The organism is Pseudofrankia asymbiotica, from assembly GCF_001983105.1.
In the GTDB taxonomy this organism is placed as follows: domain Bacteria; phylum Actinomycetota; class Actinomycetes; order Frankiales; family Frankiaceae; genus Pseudofrankia; species Pseudofrankia asymbiotica.
Genome location: NZ_MOMC01000002.1, coordinates 66,382 through 84,733 on the forward strand (window position 1 = coordinate 66,382; position 18,352 = coordinate 84,733).

The 18,352-nt window shown below is 72.1% G+C and carries 14 protein-coding genes and 2 tRNA genes; 8 read left to right on the forward strand and 8 right to left on the reverse strand.

Annotated features, from left to right (window positions below):
• Window positions 1-79 precede the first annotated feature (79 nt).
• Both BL253_RS00320 and BL253_RS45070 read left to right on the forward strand, forming a co-directional pair.
• Window positions 80-1,441 (forward strand): NAD(P)/FAD-dependent oxidoreductase, encoded by a 1,362-nt coding sequence (locus tag BL253_RS00320; RefSeq protein WP_076812235.1) that lies wholly within the window; start codon window positions 80-82, stop codon window positions 1,439-1,441.
• Window positions 1,442-1,757: 316 nt separating this feature from the next.
• A complete protein-coding gene (locus BL253_RS45070; protein ID WP_338013674.1) occupies window positions 1,758-1,892 on the forward strand; it encodes a hypothetical protein in 135 nt (44 codons plus the stop codon).
• A 78-nt stretch (window positions 1,893-1,970) separates the two neighbouring features.
• Here the strand turns inward: BL253_RS45070 and BL253_RS00330 are convergent, their stop codons facing one another.
• Complete coding sequence (locus BL253_RS00330) at window positions 1,971-2,459, reverse strand: Lrp/AsnC ligand binding domain-containing protein (protein WP_081437862.1); 489 nt, start codon at window positions 2,457-2,459, stop codon at window positions 1,971-1,973.
• A 262-nt stretch (window positions 2,460-2,721) separates the two neighbouring features.
• On the opposite strand from BL253_RS00330, the gene BL253_RS00335 reads away from it, so the two are divergent.
• Window positions 2,722-4,098, forward strand: coding sequence for an aspartate aminotransferase family protein (locus BL253_RS00335; RefSeq protein ID WP_076812356.1), 1,377 nt, complete (start codon window positions 2,722-2,724; stop codon window positions 4,096-4,098).
• A 91-nt stretch (window positions 4,099-4,189) separates the two neighbouring features.
• Here the strand turns inward: BL253_RS00335 and BL253_RS00340 are convergent.
• From BL253_RS00340 to BL253_RS00350, 3 genes are all read right to left on the reverse strand, one after another.
• Window positions 4,190-4,266, reverse strand: a tRNA-Met gene (locus BL253_RS00340).
• A 272-nt stretch (window positions 4,267-4,538) separates the two neighbouring features.
• Window positions 4,539-4,615 (reverse strand) — tRNA-Met (locus tag BL253_RS00345).
• A gap of 83 nt (window positions 4,616-4,698) precedes the next feature.
• Window positions 4,699-7,731 carry a UPF0182 family membrane protein gene (locus BL253_RS00350; RefSeq protein ID WP_076812241.1) on the reverse strand — a complete coding sequence of 1,011 codons (3,033 nt, stop codon included), beginning with the start codon at window positions 7,729-7,731 and terminating at the stop codon, window positions 4,699-4,701.
• A gap of 144 nt (window positions 7,732-7,875) precedes the next feature.
• On the opposite strand from BL253_RS00350, the gene BL253_RS00355 reads away from it, so the two are divergent.
• The gene (locus BL253_RS00355) at window positions 7,876-8,385 is read left to right on the forward strand and encodes a PPA1309 family protein (protein ID WP_076812244.1); all 510 of its coding nucleotides are present in this window, start codon (window positions 7,876-7,878) and stop codon (window positions 8,383-8,385) included.
• A 256-nt stretch (window positions 8,386-8,641) separates the two neighbouring features.
• On the opposite strand, the gene BL253_RS00360 is transcribed toward BL253_RS00355, so the two are convergent.
• The 3 genes from BL253_RS00360 to BL253_RS00370 all read right to left on the reverse strand — a co-directional run bounded on the left by BL253_RS00360 (window position 8,642) and on the right by BL253_RS00370 (window position 10,953).
• Window positions 8,642-9,721: a YlbL family protein gene (locus BL253_RS00360; RefSeq protein ID WP_076812247.1), complete on the reverse strand. Its 1,080-nt coding sequence runs from the start codon at window positions 9,719-9,721 to the stop codon at window positions 8,642-8,644.
• Between the two features lie 96 nt (window positions 9,722-9,817).
• Window positions 9,818-10,369 carry a hypothetical protein gene (locus tag BL253_RS00365; protein WP_076812250.1) on the reverse strand — a complete coding sequence of 184 codons (552 nt, stop codon included), beginning with the start codon at window positions 10,367-10,369 and terminating at the stop codon, window positions 9,818-9,820.
• Between the two features lie 98 nt (window positions 10,370-10,467).
• Complete coding sequence (locus BL253_RS00370) at window positions 10,468-10,953, reverse strand: molybdenum cofactor biosynthesis protein MoaE (RefSeq protein ID WP_076812251.1); 486 nt, start codon at window positions 10,951-10,953, stop codon at window positions 10,468-10,470.
• A gap of 179 nt (window positions 10,954-11,132) precedes the next feature.
• Here BL253_RS00370 and BL253_RS00375 point away from each other — a divergent pair, with 179 nt between their 5' ends.
• From BL253_RS00375 to BL253_RS00385, 4 genes are all read left to right on the forward strand, one after another.
• The gene (locus tag BL253_RS00375) at window positions 11,133-12,494 is read left to right on the forward strand and encodes a zinc-dependent metalloprotease (RefSeq protein WP_076812254.1); all 1,362 of its coding nucleotides are present in this window, start codon (window positions 11,133-11,135) and stop codon (window positions 12,492-12,494) included.
• Window positions 12,495-13,253: 759 nt separating this feature from the next.
• A complete protein-coding gene (locus BL253_RS42730) occupies window positions 13,254-13,406 on the forward strand; it encodes a DUF5679 domain-containing protein (protein WP_007515992.1) in 153 nt (50 codons plus the stop codon).
• Between the two features lie 302 nt (window positions 13,407-13,708).
• Window positions 13,709-14,767 carry a thiamine biosynthesis protein ThiF gene (locus tag BL253_RS00380; RefSeq protein WP_076812257.1) on the forward strand — a complete coding sequence of 353 codons (1,059 nt, stop codon included), beginning with the start codon at window positions 13,709-13,711 and terminating at the stop codon, window positions 14,765-14,767.
• 159 nt (window positions 14,768-14,926) lie between these two features.
• Window positions 14,927-16,552: an ABC1 kinase family protein gene (locus BL253_RS00385; protein ID WP_076812260.1), complete on the forward strand. Its 1,626-nt coding sequence runs from the start codon at window positions 14,927-14,929 to the stop codon at window positions 16,550-16,552.
• Window positions 16,553-16,631: 79 nt separating this feature from the next.
• Here the strand turns inward: BL253_RS00385 and BL253_RS00390 are convergent, their stop codons facing one another.
• Window positions 16,632-18,239, reverse strand: coding sequence for an alkaline phosphatase family protein (locus BL253_RS00390; protein WP_241834385.1), 1,608 nt, complete (start codon window positions 18,237-18,239; stop codon window positions 16,632-16,634).
• Between the last annotated feature and the right edge of the window lie 113 nt (window positions 18,240-18,352).

An 18,352-nucleotide genomic window follows, 5' to 3' on the forward strand; every position in this document is an offset into this window, starting at 1 on the left:
CACGGATCGCACCTCCGTCCGGCCGCGCCGACCGGACAGGATCCGGTGCGTGCCCCGTTCCGAAGGGTAGGCAGGGCAGGTGGCTGACGCGAGCCGGATCGTCCAGCGGATACGCCGGCGCCCGGCGCGCCCGTCGACGGCGCTGCCCGCCTCGCTGTGGGCCGAGCAGCTTCCGGGCCCGGTGACGCCACGGTCCGCGCTGCGCGGCGAGCTGCGCGCCGACGTGTGCGTCGTCGGCGCCGGGTTCACCGGGCTGTGGACCGCCTACCACCTGGCCACGCTCGCCCCGGAGAGGCGCGTGGTCGTGGTCGAGAGCGAGGTCGCCGGGTTCGGCGCGTCCGGACGCAACGGCGGCTGGTGCTCGGCGCTGTTCCCGGCCGCCTCGATGGCCGACCAGCTGCGCCCGGCGCTGGCCGCCACGGTCGACGAGGTGGGGGCGGTCGCCGCGGCCGAGGGGATCGACTGCGACTTCGCCAAGGACGGCTACCTGTGCCTGGCCACCACGCCCGCGCAGGAGGCGAGGCTGCGCRCCGACGGCGGCGGCTGGCTGGACGCCGACCAGGTGGCGGCGCGGGTGCGCATCCCGGGCGCGCTCGGTGGCGTGTTCGACCCGGAATGTGCCGCGCTCTCCCCCGGGAAGCTGGTCAGGGGCCTGGCGGACGCGGTCGAGCGGCGCGGCGTGATGATCTTCGAGCACTCGCCCGCGCGCGCGATCGCCCCCGGGCTCGTCGAGCTCGACGGTGGCACCGTCCGAGCCGACGCGGTGATCCGGGCGACCGAGGCGTGGACGCCCCGCTTCGCCGGGCACCGCCGCGAGCTCGTGCCCGTCTACTCGCTGCTCATCGCGACCGAGCCGCTGCCGGCCGCGGCCTGGGACGAGATCGGCTGGCGTGAACGGTTCACCCTGAACGACGCCCGCCGCCTGATCATCTACGCCCAGCGCACCGCCGACGGGCGCATCGTGCTCGGCGGCCGCGGAGCGCCCTACCACCTGGGCTCGCGGATCAAGCCGTCGTTCGACCATGAGGACGCCGTCTTCGAGCACCTGCGCCGCACCCTCGGCACCCTGTTCCCGGCGGCGGCGCGAGCCGAGATCACCCATCGCTGGGGCGGCCCGCTCGGCGTACCCCGTGACTGGACCCCGTCGGTGCGTTTCGACCCGGCCACGGGCCTGGGCAGCGGCGGTGGCTACGTCGGCGACGGCGTCGCCGCGAGCGCCCTGGCCGGACGGACGCTCGCCGAGCTGGTCGCGGGCCTGGACACGCCGAACACGAGGCTTCCCTGGGTGAACCGGTCGACCCGGCCGTGGGAGCCCGAACCGCTGCGGTGGCTCGGCGTCAATGCCGGCCGCCTCGGCGCCGCGACGGCCGACGCTCGGGAGAACCRCACCGGCCGGCCTTCTCACCTCGGCAAGGCCGTGGACCGTCTCACCGGCCACTGATCCACCGGCGACTGAGTCACCGGTCGGTCGGCTTCCTCGTCGCGCCTCGCCAGCGGGAGATCCCGGACGAATGTGCCGAATAGTCGCGAAAATCAACCGACGCACAACCAGAGGGTGGTTTCAGGAGTCCCACAGAACGCGGTGGCCGGATGTCAGCCGGCCCGGGTAGATGGGACGGCCCATGCCTCAGGTCGGACGTGAACCAACCGATGACATGCTCGTGACCCGCCTCGGCGGTTCAGAGATCACAGTCCGGCCGGAGTTGGCAGCGGGTCGCGACAACGCGCCCATCATCCTTTTTCGCCTGGTCTCCCCGATGTTCGACACACTCGCGGTCGCCTACCTGGGCCCGACCGAGGCCCGGGCGCTCGCCCACGCGCTTCTCGCCGCCGCGGACACCATCGACCCGTCCGGCCCCGCCAGCTGGCGCACCCCGCCCCGCCGCCACTAAGGACGAGCCGGGACGGCCTCGCCCCGGCAACCGCCCCGGAGTGCCGCCACCACCCGGCCGAAGACCCATCAACCGGCGTTAACGGACACCCCAGGTGTAGGTCTGCTTGACCAGGCGAAGGTAGACGAACGTCTCGGTCTCCCTGACCTGGGGAAGCGCCCTGATGTGGTCGTTGACCAGCGAGATCAGGTGCTCGTCGTCCTCGGCGACGATCTCCAGCAGCAGGTCGAACGACCCCGCCGTGATCACGACGTAGTCGACCTCGGGCAGCGCGGACAACGCGTCCGCGACCACCCTGGTGTCACCGGTCACCCGCACGCCGATCATGGCCTGGCGCTTGAAACCCACCCGCAACGGGTCGGTGACCGCGACGATCTGCATGATCCCGGCGTCGAGCAGCCGCTGTACCCGCTGGCGCACGGCGGCCTCGGACAGCCCCACCGCCGCCGCCATCGCCGCGTAGGACCGCCGGCCGTCCTGCTGGAGCTGCTCGATGATCGCCTTGTTGACGTCGTCCAGCAGAGGCTCGGACGAGGAGCGACCACCCGGCGCCCTGCGCATCTGCACCGCTTCCTCCTCTTCTCCCTCGCCGTCGGGCGACCCMTCGGCCGACCGGTCACCATGCGCGGCGACATGCCGGCCGACAGTACCCGCCATCGTATGACCGCACGATCTCGACCGTGATGCGATGATCAGAAGGGATTATCTCGACGGATTCCATCGCAAACCAGGGTTGGGAGCTACGCTTCCAGCGTTGAACTGCCCATCGCCTCGGGAGGCCGCCGTGACCACGGCTGACACACGCAACCAACCGGCCGAGAGGATCTCGATGGCGGCACTCACCGAACGGGCCGCCGACCTCGCCGGGCGGGAGGAGGCACGGCTGGAGGCCGCCACCCCCGGCTCCGGCACGATGCATGAACGCGCCCTGCGCACCATGACCGGAGGGGTGCCCTCCTCCTACCAGGAACGCGATCCGTGGCCGATCTACCTCACCCATGGGCGCGGGTCACGGGTATGGGACGTGGACGGCAACGAGTACGCCGACTTCCACAACGCGTTCGGCTCGATGGTGCAGGGCCACGCGCACCCGGCGATCGTGCGCGCCGTCTCGKAACGGGTCGCCCTGGGCAGCCACTTCGCGATGCCGACCGAGGACGCCGTCGCGGTGAGCGAGGARCTGGCCCGCAGGTTCGGGCTGCCGCAGTGGCGCTTCGTCAACTCGGGCTCCGAGGCGACGATGGACGCGATCCGGATCGCGCGCGGRCTCACCGGCCGGGACACCATCGTCAAGATCTTCGGCTCGTACCACGGCCACCACGACTACGTGATGGTCTCGATCGGCGCCCCATACGGGGACATCGGTCCGGCGGACGACATGAACTCGCTCGGCTACGGCGCGGGTATCCCGGCCGCGGTCGTCGGCCTCACCGTCCCCGTGCCGTTCAACGACGCTCCGGCCATGGAGCGCCGGATCGAACGGCTCATCTCCGAGGGGCGCAAGCCCGCCTGCGTGATCATGGAGGCGGCGATGATGAACCTCGGCGTCATCCTGCCCGAGCCCGGCTACCTGGAGGCGGTCCGGGACATCACCCGGCGGCACGGCATCGTCCTGATCTTCGACGAGGTGAAGACCGGCCTGTGCGTCGCTCCCGGCGGCGCGACCGAGCGGTTCGGTGTCACGCCGGACATGGTGACGCTCGCCAAGGCGCTGGGCGGAGGCCTGCCCGCCGGGGCGATCGGCGCGACCGGCGAGATCATGGAGGTCGTGGCGACCGGCAAGGTGAAGCAGGTCGGCACCTACAACGGCAACCCGCTCGCGATGGCGGCGGCGCGCGCGAGCCTGTTCGAGGTGCTCACCCCGGACGCGTACGCCCACCTGGACCGGCTGAACGACCGGCTCATCGCCGGCTGCGACGAGATCCTCGCCCGCCACGGCGTCCCGGGCTACACGGTCGGCATCTCGTCGAAGGGCTGCGTCCACTTCACCGACGCCCCGATCCGCGACTACACGACGTTCATGGAGCACCAGAACGCCGATCTGCCGGAGCTCGCCTGGCTCTACAACGCCAACCGCGGCGTGCTGATGGCCCCGGGCCGTGAGGAGGAGTGGACCCTCTCGGTCCAGCACACCAACGCCGACGTGGACCGCTACCTGGACAGCCTCGACGCGATGTGCGCCGACCTCACCCGAGCGGCCGGCTGACCCGCCCCTCCCGGAAACCAGTCCCGGAAATGACAAAGACCGGCGCGATCGCGCCGGTCTTTGTCATTCAGGGCTACTTCTATCCCTGATCTGGTAGCGGGGACAGGATTTGAACCTGCGACCTCTGGGTTATGAGCCCAGCGAGCTACCGAGCTGCTCCACCCCGCGTCGGTAAAACCAACTATACACGACTGTGGCCGGGAGGTGTCAAAGCGGGTGTCCGATCCGCGAACCATGCCACGAACCGTGCCACCGCGACCGCCCGTCCGGAGAGCGGCCCGATACGCGACGGARCCCGACCTACCCAGACCGGACGGTTTCGCCCCTGGCGAAACCAGACTGAGGACGGTGGCATTGGCCGCCCGCGGATGAATGGCTCCCAACAAACGTCAAAGGCCGTCCCGGATTTCTCCGAGACGGCCTCGACCGCACATCCAAACTGGTAGCGGGGACAGGATTTGAACCTGCGACCTCTGGGTTATGAGCCCAGCGAGCTACCGAGCTGCTCCACCCCGCGTCGGTGTAGAGCTACCGTATCAGACCCGGGGGGCGGGCTGTCAAAACGGTGGGGCCGCGCGGCGCGGCCCCACCGTCACGCCGTTAGCCGGACGGCCCCGTGGTGGGTGAGGGTGTTGTCGACGGGGACGGTGAGGGCGACGGCGTGCCGCTGGCGCCCGTCAGCCCATTGATCTTGGCGATCGCCTTGTCCTCGTCCGCGCGCGCCGTACCGAAGGCCACCCAGTCCGGCGGGGACTTCGCCAACGCCTGGAGCTCGGCGGTGCGGGCCGCGTTGAGGTCGCCGATCGCCCGTAGCAGATCGGGGCTCGCACCACTTGGAGCCACGCTCGGCGACGCGGTCGTCGACGGCGTCGGTGACGCCGAGCCGGTGGCACCTCCGGTGGCCAGCGGTGGCCCGGCTCCGCCGCCGCCGCCACCGCCACCGATGCCAGCGTCGGCGGCGGGCGCGCCGGCTCCGGGGCCGAACACCTTGTCGAGCGCGAGCTCCAGCGAGTCCTCCAGCGCGATCTTGTCACCGAACGCGACGGCGACACCCTGCAGGGTCGGATACCCGGACGAATTCTTGGCCTGGACGTAGTAGGGCTCGATGTACACGAGCCCACCGGCGACCGGGAGGGTGAGCAGATTGCCCTCGATGGTCTCGATCGTGTTGGAGCTGGTACCTCGCCAGGCCAGGAGTGTCTGGGCCGCGTCGCTCTCTATGAGGTTCTGTACCTGCGGCGGCCCGTTGATCGTCACGCCAGGAGGCAGTCGCAGCACCTCGAACTGCCCGTAGGTGTCCGGATCGCTGGAGACTGCCACGTAGGCGGCCAGTTTCGATGATTTTCGAGATATCAGCGGCGACGTCAGATTGAACGACGGCGCCTTCCTGTCGGGCAGCTGGCTGTACACGTAGAAGGGCGGCTGGTCCTTGTTCGTGTCATCCGGCGCCGGCGAGACACCCCAGAAGTCCTCCTGCGAGTAGAACGCCCGGGGGTCGGTCACGTGGTAGTCGGCGAGCACGTCCCGCTGCACCTTGAACAGGTCCTCGGGGTAGCGGAAGTGCGCCTTCAACGCGGCAGGAATCTCCTTGGTCGGCTTCACCGTGCCGGGGAAGGCGCGCATCCAGGTCCGCAGCACCGGGTCCTTCTCGTCGAAGGCGTAGAGCGTCACCGTCCCGTCGTAGGCGTCGACGGTGGCCTTCACCGAGTTGCGGAGGTAGTTGATCTGGTTGGAGCCCTGCTGGGTGCGGTTCTGGCCGGTGACCGCGTCGGCGGTGACCTCGCCGAGGGTGTTGCGGTCCGAGTACGGGTAGCCGTCCGACGTGGTGTAGCCGTCGAGGATCCAGGTCACCCGGCYGTTGACGACCGCCGGGTACGGGTCGCCGTCGAGCGTCAGCCACGGCGCGACCTTCGCGACCCGGTCACGCGGGTTGCGCTCGTAGAGGATCCGCGAGTGGCTGGTGATGTCGGACGAGAAGAAGATGTTCTTCGACCCGAACCGGGTCATGAAGACAAACCGTTTGAACGCCGAGCCGATCGACACGCCGCCGTCGCCGTCGTAGTTCGTCGTCGCCTGGTTCTGGGAGTCACCCGCGCCGTCGATCTCGGGCTGCTTCGTGCCGACGATCGAGTACTCCGGTGAGAGTTCTCCGAAGTAGATCCGGCTCTCCTTGATGTCGAACGGCCCCGGCCCCGTCTGAGTGAGGTTTCCCTCCGTGAAGACCGGCTTGCCGCCCTCGACGGTGTTCGCCGGCGCCGCGACGAATCCCTTGCCGTGCGTGTAGATCAGGTGCTCGTTGATCCAGTTGCGCTGTGCCGGTGCCAGCCCGCTCTGGTCGAGCTCACGAACGGAGACGACGTAGTCCCGCGTGCTGGCGGAGCCGGTGCCGACCGAGTACCGGTCGATGTCGAGGGTGTCCGGAAAGCCGTAGTAGTTGCCGAACTGCTGGAGCTGGGTGAAGGTTCGCGACAGCTTGTTCGGGTCGAGCAGCCGGACGTTCGAGACGGTGCCGACATCATCCGCGACTTCGTCCGCGGTCACCTTCGTCGCCGGCGGGTAGTCGGTCGGCTTCACRCCCGCGATCCCGTAGGCCGCCCGCGTCGCCTCGATGTTGCGCGAGATGTACGGCGCCTCCCGGGACGCCTCGTTCGGCTTCACCTGGAACTGCTGGACGATCGCCGGGTAGATGCCACCGATCACGACCGCGGACAGCACGAGGATCCCGGCACCGAGCAGCGGCAGCGTCCACCCGCGCTGGAAGATGTTGTAGATGAACAGGCCCGCGCAGGCCAGCGAGATGAACAGCAGGATGAGCTTCGCCGGCAGCACGGCGTGCACGTCGGTGTAGCCCGCGCCCGTCGACACCACCCCGCGCGACGAGAACACCGACCCGAACCGGTCGAGGTAGTAGCCCCAGGCCTTGAGCAACGCGAGCAGACCGAGCAGCACCGACAGGTGCACCTTCGCCGCCGGGGTCACCCGCTCCATCGACGCGCTGGCGGTCCGCTCCCGCGGCGCCTGGATGYGGATGCCCCCGAACAGGTAATGGGTGATCACGGCCACCAGCAGCGACAGGATCACCACGGTCAGCAGGAAGCCGAACAGAAACCGTTGGAACGGGTACGTGAAGGCGTAGTAACTGATGTCCCGGTGGAACTGCGGGTCGCGCACGCCGAACGACTGCCCGTTGACCCACTGCAGCCAGGTCCGCCACCGCCCGGACGCCGACAGGCCAGCCACAAGGCCGAACAGTGCCATGACCCCGAGCAGGACGACGAGYAGGTACGGCTCGATCGCGCTCCGGTAACGCTCCAGGTTCTGCTGTTCCACCGACAACGGCCGCACCGGTGGGCGCAGCCGGTAGGCCAGCACCAGGTTGGTACCGACCGCGACGGCCATCACGGCGCCGAACAGCACGAACAGCACGACCCGCGTCCAGAGGATCGTGGTGAAGACCTTGCTGAAGTCGACCGACCGGTAGAACAGCAGGTCGGTGTACACCGGCGTCAACGCCAAGAACAAGATCACCAAAAGGACGAGCGCGAGCAGCGGCACGATCACGCGTAGCCGAGTGATGAACAGCCGGCGGCGCGCGCCACTCGGCGCCCCCCGCTCAGACGGTTGCGGTGCCACAGTGCATCCTCCGTGCCTTCAGGCCCTGGCCCGCCTTCCCCCGAGACGACCTGGCGCTCGGGYTTTGGCCCACTACGGGCAACCTACGCCAGCGGTCCGGGGTGGCCCGAAAGGCGTCTGGGCCGATCGGAGAGGATGGGCCTCGTGACGAGCCCAAATCTCCCGGAGCTGACCGAGGTCGTGCTCGAGCTCGAGCGATACGTCGCCGCGGCCGGCTGGAACCAGCCCCACCGGCTTTTCGCGCTCGCGCACACCGCCGATCTGCTGGCATACGACCCAGGCCTGACCGACCACCTCGGCGACGCGGCGTCCCGGTTGCTGACCCCCATCGAGCAGGAGAACCTCCCCGAGGGCCCGCTCGAGCAGATGCTGGGCACGATCGGATGGCCGGACGAGGTCGAGGGCTGCGTTCTCGTGACCGAGCTGGTGGTACTACCTCCGAGCGCGGAGGAGGACATCCCCTACGAGGACCACGAGATCGACATCTGGGCGACCAGGCATCCGGAGCGCCAGGACATCCGCGTCGCCGTCGCGGTCACCCGCTCGGGCAAGTTCACCTCGTGCCTTCGCCGCCGCGACGACGAAGGCGAGGTCGTCGTCGACCCTGACATCGCCGACGCCCTCTTCGACGGCCTCTTCGCCACGTTTTTGTGACATTTGTTCGGTTTGCACAGGAGTCGGATCGGGGCTGAGCCCGATCTTCGATTGGTGACGTTCAGCGGCACGCAACCGAGCTGGGCGCGAAGGCGCGCCTCGCGGAGGCCCGGCCCACGAGCGAAGCGATGTGGGTTGGGCCGCAGCGAGGTCGCCGTAGCGCCCGTGAGCGGAGGAGGACGCGGCGCGGAGGTCCCTTGGGAGGGAAGCGAGTAAGGGGCCGTAGCGCCGCGCCCGGACGGAGCGAACCAGAAATTCAGCAGGTGGGGATGGACGACTGTTGGGGGCCACCTAGCTTCTTCAGGGCGTCGAGGGCGCCTGAGAGCTGGTCCACCTTGATCAAGGTCAGGCCGCTTGGGGCCATCTTCTTCGCGTCGGTGCAGTTGTCAGCCGGGACGAGGAAGACTGTCGCGCCCGAGCCACGGGCACCGAGGATCTTCTGCTGGATGCCCCCGATGGGGCCGACCTTGCCGGTGGTGTCGATCGTGCCGGTACCGGCGATGGTCCGGCCGCCGGTGAGCTGCCCCGGTGTGAGCAGGTCGACGATGCCCAGCGCGAACATCAGCCCCGCGCTTGGGCCGCCGACGTCCGAGATGCGGATCCGGACGGTGAACGGGTAGGTCCGCTTCTCCGTCGTCGTGATCCCGATGATGGGCCGGCTCGCGTCGTCGGGGGCAGYCCTGGTGGTGATGCTGGTGGTGATGACGTCCGACGTCGGTTTCCCCCCGCCGCTCGGCGAGGACGACGCCGTCGAGGCATGYTGGAAGGCGATCTTGACGTCGTCGCCCGGCTTCGCCTTGCTGATCTCCTCGCGCAGCTCGACCTGGGAATGCACCGGCGTGCCGTTGACCTCGGTGACGACGTCGCCGGGTGACAGCTTGCCCGTCGCCGGCGAGTCCCCGGGGACGGCGACCACGACGACCGATGTACCGGTGGACTCGATGCCGAGCTCGGTCAGTGCCGCCGCGGTCGCCTGATCCTGCGAGTCCAGCATCGCCTGGGTGTTCTCCTGCTGGATCTGCGCCTGCGACGAGCCAGGCGGCTCGATCAGCTCGCGGGGGACGACCGCGCGGTCCCCGTCGGCCCAGTCCTCGAGGGCGCCCAGCAGGTTCAGCCGCGGCGTCTCCTCGACGGTCGTGAGCTCCAGCTTTCCACTGGTCGGGTAGGTCTGGCGTCCCTCGATGTCAATCAGGGTCACGCCTTTGACGCTGCCGAGCGTGTCTGTCACCGGCCCCGGGGCCAGCGTCACGAACGGCACCGGAAGCCACAGCCCCGCTATCCCCAGCACCAGTGCGAGCACCGATGCGACGACCAGGGTCTGCGTCCTGCGGGCCATGTCCCGCAGTCTACGTAGGCCTAGATCCCGACGATGGCTACCGCCGGCCGGTGGGGGCTCACAGGGAGATGCCAGACCTTGACCTGAGATGTCCGCTCATCCGACCGGGTGAGCGGACTCGCCCCCCTGCGACCCGGGCGCCTCGGGCGACTCCGGCAGCCGCGCGGGCTTGGCGTCCGCCGAGCCCGCTGGCGTCCGGCCTTCGACCGCCCGCGCGGCCGGGACGACGGCTCCTACCCGCGGAGACTCACCTGGCCGCTCCACCATCGCCTCGTAGGCCGTGGGCACCGCCCCGGGCCCCCGAGCGACGTCGTCCGGATAGACGGCGTGCGCCTCGTGATGCTCCGCCGCGGGCTGAGGGGCAGCGTCGGCGACCCGGGCTCGGCGGCTCCCTGGGCCGCGCCGGTCCGACGGGGACTTCGCGGGGCGCCCAGGAGCCTCCGGCTCGTCCGAGCCGGCCGCGGGAGCACGGCCGCCGTCCGGCGAACTCCTCGAAACGGGATCAACGGGCCTCGCGAGCGCGTCCATGCTCCGGCGGTAGCCCTCGATGGTGATCATCGCTTCTCGGGCTCGCTTCGGACGACCGCGCGACGCGGTCCACAGCAGCGCCAGCAACAGCGCCGCGGGGGGAATCAGAAGCATCCACATGGCGGCCTCGACGCGAGGGGAGGGGGAAACGAACGAGGGGGTTGACCAGGAAGGTTGGGATCAGCGGAGAGGTTGACCGGCTCTGTCCAGGCCCAGCTCTATGGTAGGTGCCCAGCTGAGCAGGCGCCTACCCATTCCGCCGTGCCATCGGCGAACAGCTGGCGCTTCCAGATGGGAACCTGGCTCTTGACCTCGTCGATGAGCCGGCGGCACGCGGCGAAGGCCTCGGCCCGGTGCGCGGCCGACGCGGCGGCGACGACCGCGATGTCCCCGATCGCCAGCAGCCCGGTGCGGTGCACCACCGCCACCGCCAGCACCGGCTCGGCGGCGCCGTCGGCGACCTGGCGGGCGACGGCGGCCATCTCCCGTTCGGCGAGCGGGTGCGCGACATACTCGAGTTCGACGACGGGACGCCCGCCGTCGTGGTCCCGGACGGTCCCGACGAACAGGGCGGTACCGCCCACCCCGGGCAGCGAGACCATGGTCAGACACTCGTCCACTGACAGCGGGGAATCCCGCAGCTCGGCGACGACCAGTGCGCGGCCGTCCGCGCGGACAGGCGTGGCGGCCGGGGAGATATCCATACGGCGACGGTAGTCCGTGTGACCGGGCCGGAGCCTTCCCAATCATGCGGCCCGGCGGCGGGCTGGCCCAGACCCAACGGGGTCGGGTTCCCGTCACGATCGGCCGCGCCTGTTTCCCTGCGTCCGCCGGACTACGGTAGATACATGTCCGCACAGCGCGCAGCAAGGGTGTCGAGCCGATGAGTAGCCAGTTTCCCTTCGGCTTCACCCCAGGCGGTGGAGGCGGCGACCCAGAGCAGGGGCCACTCGGTCCGTTCGGCGGCGCGGCGCCGTTCTTCGCCGAACTGGAGAAGCTGCTGTCCTGGCAGGGCGGCCCGGTCAACTGGGAGCTCGCCCGGCAGGTGGCGGCGCGGACCGTCGGCTCGGACGACCCGGCGATCACCGCGGCGGACGAGGAGAACGTCGCCGGGGCGCTGCGCATAGCCGACCTCTGGCTCGACCCGGTCACCCCGCTGCCCGCCGGCGGAGCGACGGCGCGGGCCTGGTCACGGCTGCGCTGGATCGACGCGACGCTCCCGGTCTGGCGGACGCTGTGCGACCCGGTCGCGACGAAGGTGGTCGAGGCGATGCGCGCCGGCCTGTCCGGCGGTCTCGCTCAGCTCGGCGGTTCCGAGGGCCTGCCGCCGGAGCTCGCGGCGGCGTTGCCGCCCGGCCTCGACCTCGGCCAGCTGATGTCCGCCGGTGGCCCGGTCGTCGAGATGATGAACCGGGTCGGCGGGATGCTGTTCGGCGCCCAGGTCGGCCAGGCGATCGGGACGCTCGCCGGGGAGGTCGTGTCCTCGACGGAGATCGGGCTTCCGCTGGCGCCGGCCGGGACGGCCGCCCTGCTGCCGGCGAACGTCGCCGCCTTCGGCGAGGGGCTCGGCGTCGAGGCCGAGGAGGTCCGGATCTACCTGGCGCTGCGGGAGGCGACGGCGACCCGGCTGTTCGCCCACGTCCCGTGGCTGCGCGCGCACCTGCTCGGGACCGTGGAGGAGTACGCCCGGGGCATCACGGTCGACCAGGAGGCCCTGGGCCAGGTGATGCGGATGGTCGACCCGACCACGATCATGGATCCGGAGAAGCTCACCGAGGCGCTCGGCGAGGACGTGTTCGCCGACGCCACGACGCCGGAGCAGGAGGCGGCGCTCGGACGCCTGGAGGTCGCGCTCGCCCTCGTCGAGGGCTGGGTCGACCACGTGGCCGACATCGCGGCCAGCGAGCACCTGCCCGCCGCCGCCCGGCTGCGCGAGATGGTGCGCCGGCGGCGGGCCGAGGGCGGCCCGGCCGAGCAGACCTTCGCGACCCTGGTGGGCCTGTCCCTGCGGCCCCGGCGGCTGCGGGAGGCCGCGGCGCTGTGGGAGGCGCTGCGGGTGGCACGCGGCGCCGACGGGCGCGACGCCGTCTGGGGCCATCCGGACCTGCTGCCGTCGGCGGACGACCTGACCAACCCGGACGGGTTCGTCTCCGGGGCGACGGCGAGCCTGCTCGACCCGATCGCCGAGATCGAGAAGCTGCGGGACACGCCGCCCGAGGAGCCCGGACCCGACGCGTCGGCGTAGCCGGCACGTGAGCCCCTGGTCGACGAGGGCACGCGTGGGGCGCGTCCCGGCGCGGACACCTCAGGATCAACGGTTGCCAACCGGGACCAGCCGGCTATCCGCTCGGTCCCGGGTGCCGTTCGGTGACACCGACGAGTCGACTAGGCCGAGCTGAGACCACCTCAGCGTCACCACCGCGAAGCCCCCGGTAACTCGACTTCGCCGGAGAGAGAAAACCGGAGCGCTGGGCCCGGCCAGGGATTTCTCGCTCATACACGGCATGTATCCACGGCACTCCGGAACGGAGTATCGCCGCGGGCCGGGGGCGTCTCGTTCCCGGCGCGCGCCGGACCCTCGGCGCGCGCGCCGGGCAATCACCGCCGCGCGGACGGCGACCGGGGGACCACGCCTCCGGCCGGCCCGCCGGCCTCGCCTGATGCCCGGCTGGGCAGGATGGGTCCCGCCGCCGCGCGACCGCCTGGCCTGGAGACAAGACCTCTGGGTGGACAGGCGATCCAGGTGGCGGGCGCGGGCCGGCCGGCTGAGGACCAGCCCCGCGCCCGAGACGGCCCGCGCCAGGGACCGGGACGCGATCATGTTTCCCTCGCGCCCTCGGCCCGCGCCCGGGCAGGCGGCCAGCCGACGCGAGCCCACCCGGGTTCGGCGAAGCCGCGCGGCCGATGGCCGGCCCTCGGCCGTCTCGAACACCGTGTCCGAGCACCACTGGGCGTCCGCGCCCGGCGTCGTGGCCGGGTGGCGGACCTGGGAAGGGAGATTCGAGTGGCCGACAGCTACGAGGGCTACTGCGTCAAGTGCAAGGAGAAGCGCCACTACGAGGGCGAGGTGCGGATCAGCGAGTCAGGCCGACGGATGGCCAGGGGGACCTGCCCGGTCTGCGGATCGACGATTAACCGGATCCTCGGCAAGGCCTGACCGCCGGGTAGCGCGGATGCCAGCGGACGCGGCGAAGGTGGGCCGCCGCGCCGCTGGCGGATGACGACGGGCTGTCAAATGGCCGCCATCCACAGTCAATCCGCACGGATGCCCGGAGCCGCGGGCGGTGTGCGACCGTGCGAGCCGCCGGGCCACCGGCCCGCGGGATCGACGATGCCCCGCGGTCGATGGCCCGGCCGCGAGCCGCGGCGTCTGCCCGGAGGCCCGCGGCGACATCCCGCGACGCTCGTCCCGCGCCTCGCCGTCCACCGGGCGGCACCGGCCGGCCCAGGAGGTGCCCCATGCGCCCGGTGCTCAAGCCAGGCCTGCGCCGGCTGTGGCGGGACGGGTCCACCCTGCAGCTCGGGGTCGACCCGTCCCGCGCCCTCGTTCTGCCGGGGGTGACACCCGGGCTCGTCGCCGCGCTCGACGCCCTGGACGGCTCGCGTACCGGCACCCGGCCGGCCGCCGACGCGGACCAGACCACCACCGCGCTGCTCGGCCTGCTGGACGAGGCCAGGCTGCTCGACGACGCCGCGCCGGACGACGCCGAGGAACCGCCGCTGCCCACCCTCGACCGGGACCGCCTGCGGCCGGATCTCGCCGCTCTCTCGCTCGCCACCAGCCGACCTGGCGGCGCGCACCAGGTGCTCGCCGGGCGGCGACGGGCCCGGGTCCGGGTCCGGGGCGCAGGTCGGGTCGGCGCGCACGTCGCCACACTGCTCGCCGCCGCCGGCGTCGGGCGAGTGATCGTCGACGACGCGGGGCTGGCCGGTCCGGCCGACGTCTCCCCCGGTGGGCTGGGCCTCGACGCCATCGGCCGGCCGCGCGCGCTGGCCGCGATGGCCGCACTGGGCCGGGTGACCCGGCCCCCGGCCCCGGCGGGCGCCGCGGCGCCGTTCCAGCCGGACCTGCTCGTGCTCGCCCCGGTCGGGCTGCCCGTGCTGCGCCCGGACGAGTCGCTGGAGCTGGCGCGCGGCGGCGTCCCCCATCTGCTCACGGGCGTCCGGGAGACCACCGGGGTGATCGGTCCGCTCGTCGTGCCCGGGCGAACGCCGTGCCTGCACTGTCAGCACCTGCACCGCTACGCGGCCGACGCTGCCTGGCCGCTGCTGGCCCTGCAGCTCGCCCGCCGCGCCGAGACGGGCCCGGACGCGTGTGATGTGACGCTCGCCGCGCAGGTCAGCGCGCTCACTGCCGCGCAGGCGCTTGCCTTCCTCGACGCCGGGGGCGCCCTCGACGCGCTGCCGGCCACGGCCTCGGGAACGCTGGAGATCGCGACTCCCGACTGGCGCATCCGCCGGCGTACCTGGCAGCCACACGCCGACTGCCCCTGCGGCGCAGCCGATACCCCGGTCTAGTCCGCCCCTCCGGACAGAGCTCCCAGCCGCCCCACGTCCGCCGGGAACGTTCCTGACTCCGGCCGAGCAGCGGCGGAATGGTACGCCGGCTGGACGCCCGGCCGGCCCGTGAGCACCGAATCCGGGGTGGCCACTCCGTGGGGGGTGGACGATGGGGGAGTGTCCGACATCCCCCGCCGGGCCGTCGTGCGGACGGCCCGGCTCGCCACGCTCCCCCTCGGCTACGCCGGCAGGGCGACGCTCGGCGTCGGCCGCCGACTCGGCGGCCGGCCCGCCGAGGTCGTCGCGACCGAACTCCAGCAGCGCACCGCCGAGCAGGTCTTCCGCGTCCTCGGCGAGCTCAAGGGTGGCGCGATGAAGCTCGGGCAGATGCTGTCGGTCTTCGAGGCGGCGCTGCCCGACGAGGTCGCCGGCCCGTACCGAGCGGCGCTGACCAAGCTGCAGGAGGCGGCCCCCCCGCTGCCCGCGGCCACCATCCACAAGGTGCTCGCCGCCGAGCTGGGCCCGGACTGGCGCGGGCTGTTCGCATCCTTCGACGACGAGCCCGCCGCCGCCGCCAGCATCGGGCAGGTCCACCGGGCGGTCTGGTCGGACGGCCGGCCCGTCGCGGTGAAGGTGCAGTATCCGGGCGCGGGCCCGGCGCTGCTGTCCGACCTGACCCAGCTCGGCCGCGCCGCGCGCCTGTTCGGCGTGCTCGCGCCGGGGCTGGACGTGAAGCCGCTGATCGAGGAGCTGCGGGCGCGGGTCGCCGAGGAGCTCGACTACCGGCTCGAGGCGAGCTGGCAGCGCGCGTTCGCCGAGGCCTACCAGGGGGACCCCGACATCGCCATCCCCTGGCCGCTCGCCGCCAGCGACCACGTGCTCGTGGCCGAGTGGCTCGACGGCGTCCCCCTCGCGGACATCATCGCCGACGGCGACCAGGACCAGCGGGACCGGGCGGGGCTGCTGCTGTGCCGGTTCCTCTACTCCTGCCCGGCGCGCGCCGGGCTGCTGCACGCCGACCCGCACCCGGGCAACTTCCGGCTGCTGGCCGACGGCCGGCTCGGCGTGCTGGACTTCGGCGCGGTGCAGCGGCTACCGGACGGACTACCCGAGGTGATGGGCCGGCTGACCCGGCTCGCCCTCGACGTGCGGCGCACCGCCACCGCCACCGCCGCCGCGGCCGCCGGGTCGAAGGGCACCGGCACGAAGGACAGCGGCGTGAACGGAGCCACCGCCCTCGCGGACGAGGACGCCGCGGCACAGGTGGTCGAGGGGCTGCGCCGTGAGGGGTTCATCCGGCCGGGCGTCACGGTCGACGCCGAAGAGCTGCTGGAGCACCTCGGCCCGTTGCTCGACGCGCTCGTCGAGGAGGAGTTCACGTTCTCCCGCCAGTGGCTGCGAGAACAGGCGCTGCGGCTGGCCGACTGGCGCTCGCCGGCCGCCCAGGTCTCCCGCCAGCTCAACCTGCCGCCCTCCTATCTGCTGATCCACCGGGTCACGATGAGCGGGATCGGCCTGCTCTGCCAGCTCGGTGCCACGACGTCGCTGCGGACGGAGATGGAACGCTGGCAGCCCGGCTTCGCCCAGCCCGGCACGGCCGCCGCCCGGCACGCGGCCAGGGCGAACCGTCCGGGCCGCCCGCTGCCCACGCTCGCCGTCGCGCCCGGCGGCGACGCCACCAGGACGCCGGCCGACCCGGTCCTGTTCGGCCCACCGCCCTCCCGCCGAGCCCGAGCGCCCCGCGCGCCCCGACCACCGCGCCAACGCGGCGGCGAGCACCCGATGGACAAGCCTGAGCCCTAGCCCCTGGCCCGCCGGCCCACTGGCCGCTGGGCGCGCGGGCCACCGGCGCACTAGCGGGCCCACCACGTGCGCGGGGCCGCTAGTGCGCGGTCTCGGCGTCGCCCGGGCGGCGCTGCTCGGGCGGGAGCTCGCCGTGGCCGCGGTCGTCGCGCTCGCCGAGGTAGAGGAAGCCGTAGGCCTCGTCCCGGAAGGTGACGCCGGCGGCGCGCAACGCCTCGTCCCAGTCGCCGGTACAGCTGGTCCGCGCGCTTTCACTGCCGTGATCGGCGGTGAGCAGGATCGTGACCCGCTCGGTGAGCCCGCGGGCGTCCAGCAGGTCCAGGAAGACGCCGAGGCGGCGGTCCGAGTCAAGGAGCGAGGCCCGGGACTGCGCCGAGTACGGCCCGCCGCCGTGATGACCCGTGTCGGTCACCGTCGTGTTCCACCAGGTGAAGGCCGGCGGGTCCTGGCTCCCCCACAGGTCGAGCATCTGCTTGAGCCCGAGCGCGTCGACCCGGCTGGACCAGYCGTAGTCCGGGTTCGCGGCCAGCCACTCCTGGCTGGTGTTCGGGTCGTCGTCACCGCGCGGCAGATGGTCGGCCATGCCGCCGGCACCGTCGAGGCTCTCCAGCGCCCGGACCAGCTCGAACGTGGAGTAGGTCGYGCCTCGATCGATCGGCTCGTTCACGCACGCGGTCATCGCGTCCGGGCGGGCGGCGGCGATCGCCTCGAACACGGTGCGCACGCCGGGCCGCAGGTGCTGGCAGGCGGTGTGCCAGACACTCACCTCGTTGGTGACGACCTGCTCACCGGTGGCGCGGTCGAAGTAGACGTTGTTCAGGATGCCGTGCCGCCCCGGGCCGACCCCGGTGAGGGCCGACGTGTGGTTGGTCAGCGTGACGCTTGGGAACTCCGCCACCGCCCCGCCGGTCAGCGCGCAGCCGCGCGCGAGCAGCCGGGCGACGTTCGGCAGTCGGCCTTCCGCGGCCAGCGCGAGGAGGTCGTTGCAGTTGGTGCCGTCCCAGAGCAGGCCGACGACGTGACGCAGCGGCGCCATCCCGACGAGGTCGTCGTCGAGCAGGTCGGCCAGCGCCGTGCCCTCGACGCCCGGCATCGCCGCGCCCGCGAGGGCGGCCAGTGTCGGGGCGAGGTCGACGATCCGCGCGTGGCGCGCCAGCAGGCCGCGGGCGCGCACACCGGCACCGGACAGCACCAGCGGGGCGCGCGACTGGCCGGCGTCGAGTGACCCGTGCTCGCCGAGGTGGCCGCCGCGTTCAGGCCAGTAGTGGCCGGGCGTGTGCATGACGACGACGTCGGGCGACCGGGTCGGGTCGGCGAAGATCGAGGCGAGCCGTGGCCCGGCGAGCGGGTACGAGTTGCGCTCGTTCGGCGGCGACGGGTCGGCGAGGGCCACCGCGCGCGGCACCGCGTGCATCGGGTCCCGCGCCTCGACCGGGTTGCGGCCGCGCAGCACCTGCCACGGGCCGTCGGGCGCGGCGGCGGCCACCCGGGCCGCGCCGTGGGCGTTGGCGACGTGCAGCCAGCCGTCGTCGACCCAGGCGACCATGTCGACGATGTGATCCAGCTCCGGGGAGGTCAGCACAACTGTGGCCAGGGCCCGCTCGGCGGACCGCGACGAGGTGAGAGAGCCGGACGGGTTCCGCCCGGCCCCGGACTGGACGGGGTAGGTCCGCTCGCTGCTCGGCACGATCGGAACACTACTGGCGCACACCGTACCGACAGGCGACGTACGCCTCACCCCCGAAGGGCGAATCACCGAACACCTGGTGCGGCGGCCGGGTGACGGGCACGAAGCGCCGT

What these genes read in the sequence shown, in the direction of transcription:
- BL253_RS45070 (WP_338013674.1), top strand. Translation starts at nt 1,758, where the DNA reads ATGTTCGACACACTCGCGGTCGCCTACCTGGGCCCGACCGAGGCCCGG.
- BL253_RS00365 (WP_076812250.1), bottom strand. Translation starts at nt 10,369, where the DNA reads ATGTGGATGCTTCTGATTCCCCCCGCGGCGCTGTTGCTGGCGCTGCTG.
- BL253_RS00370 (WP_076812251.1), bottom strand. Translation starts at nt 10,953, where the DNA reads ATGGATATCTCCCCGGCCGCCACGCCTGTCCGCGCGGACGGCCGCGCA.
- BL253_RS00375 (WP_076812254.1), top strand. Translation starts at nt 11,133, where the DNA reads ATGAGTAGCCAGTTTCCCTTCGGCTTCACCCCAGGCGGTGGAGGCGGC.
- BL253_RS00380 (WP_076812257.1), top strand. Translation starts at nt 13,709, where the DNA reads ATGCGCCCGGTGCTCAAGCCAGGCCTGCGCCGGCTGTGGCGGGACGGG.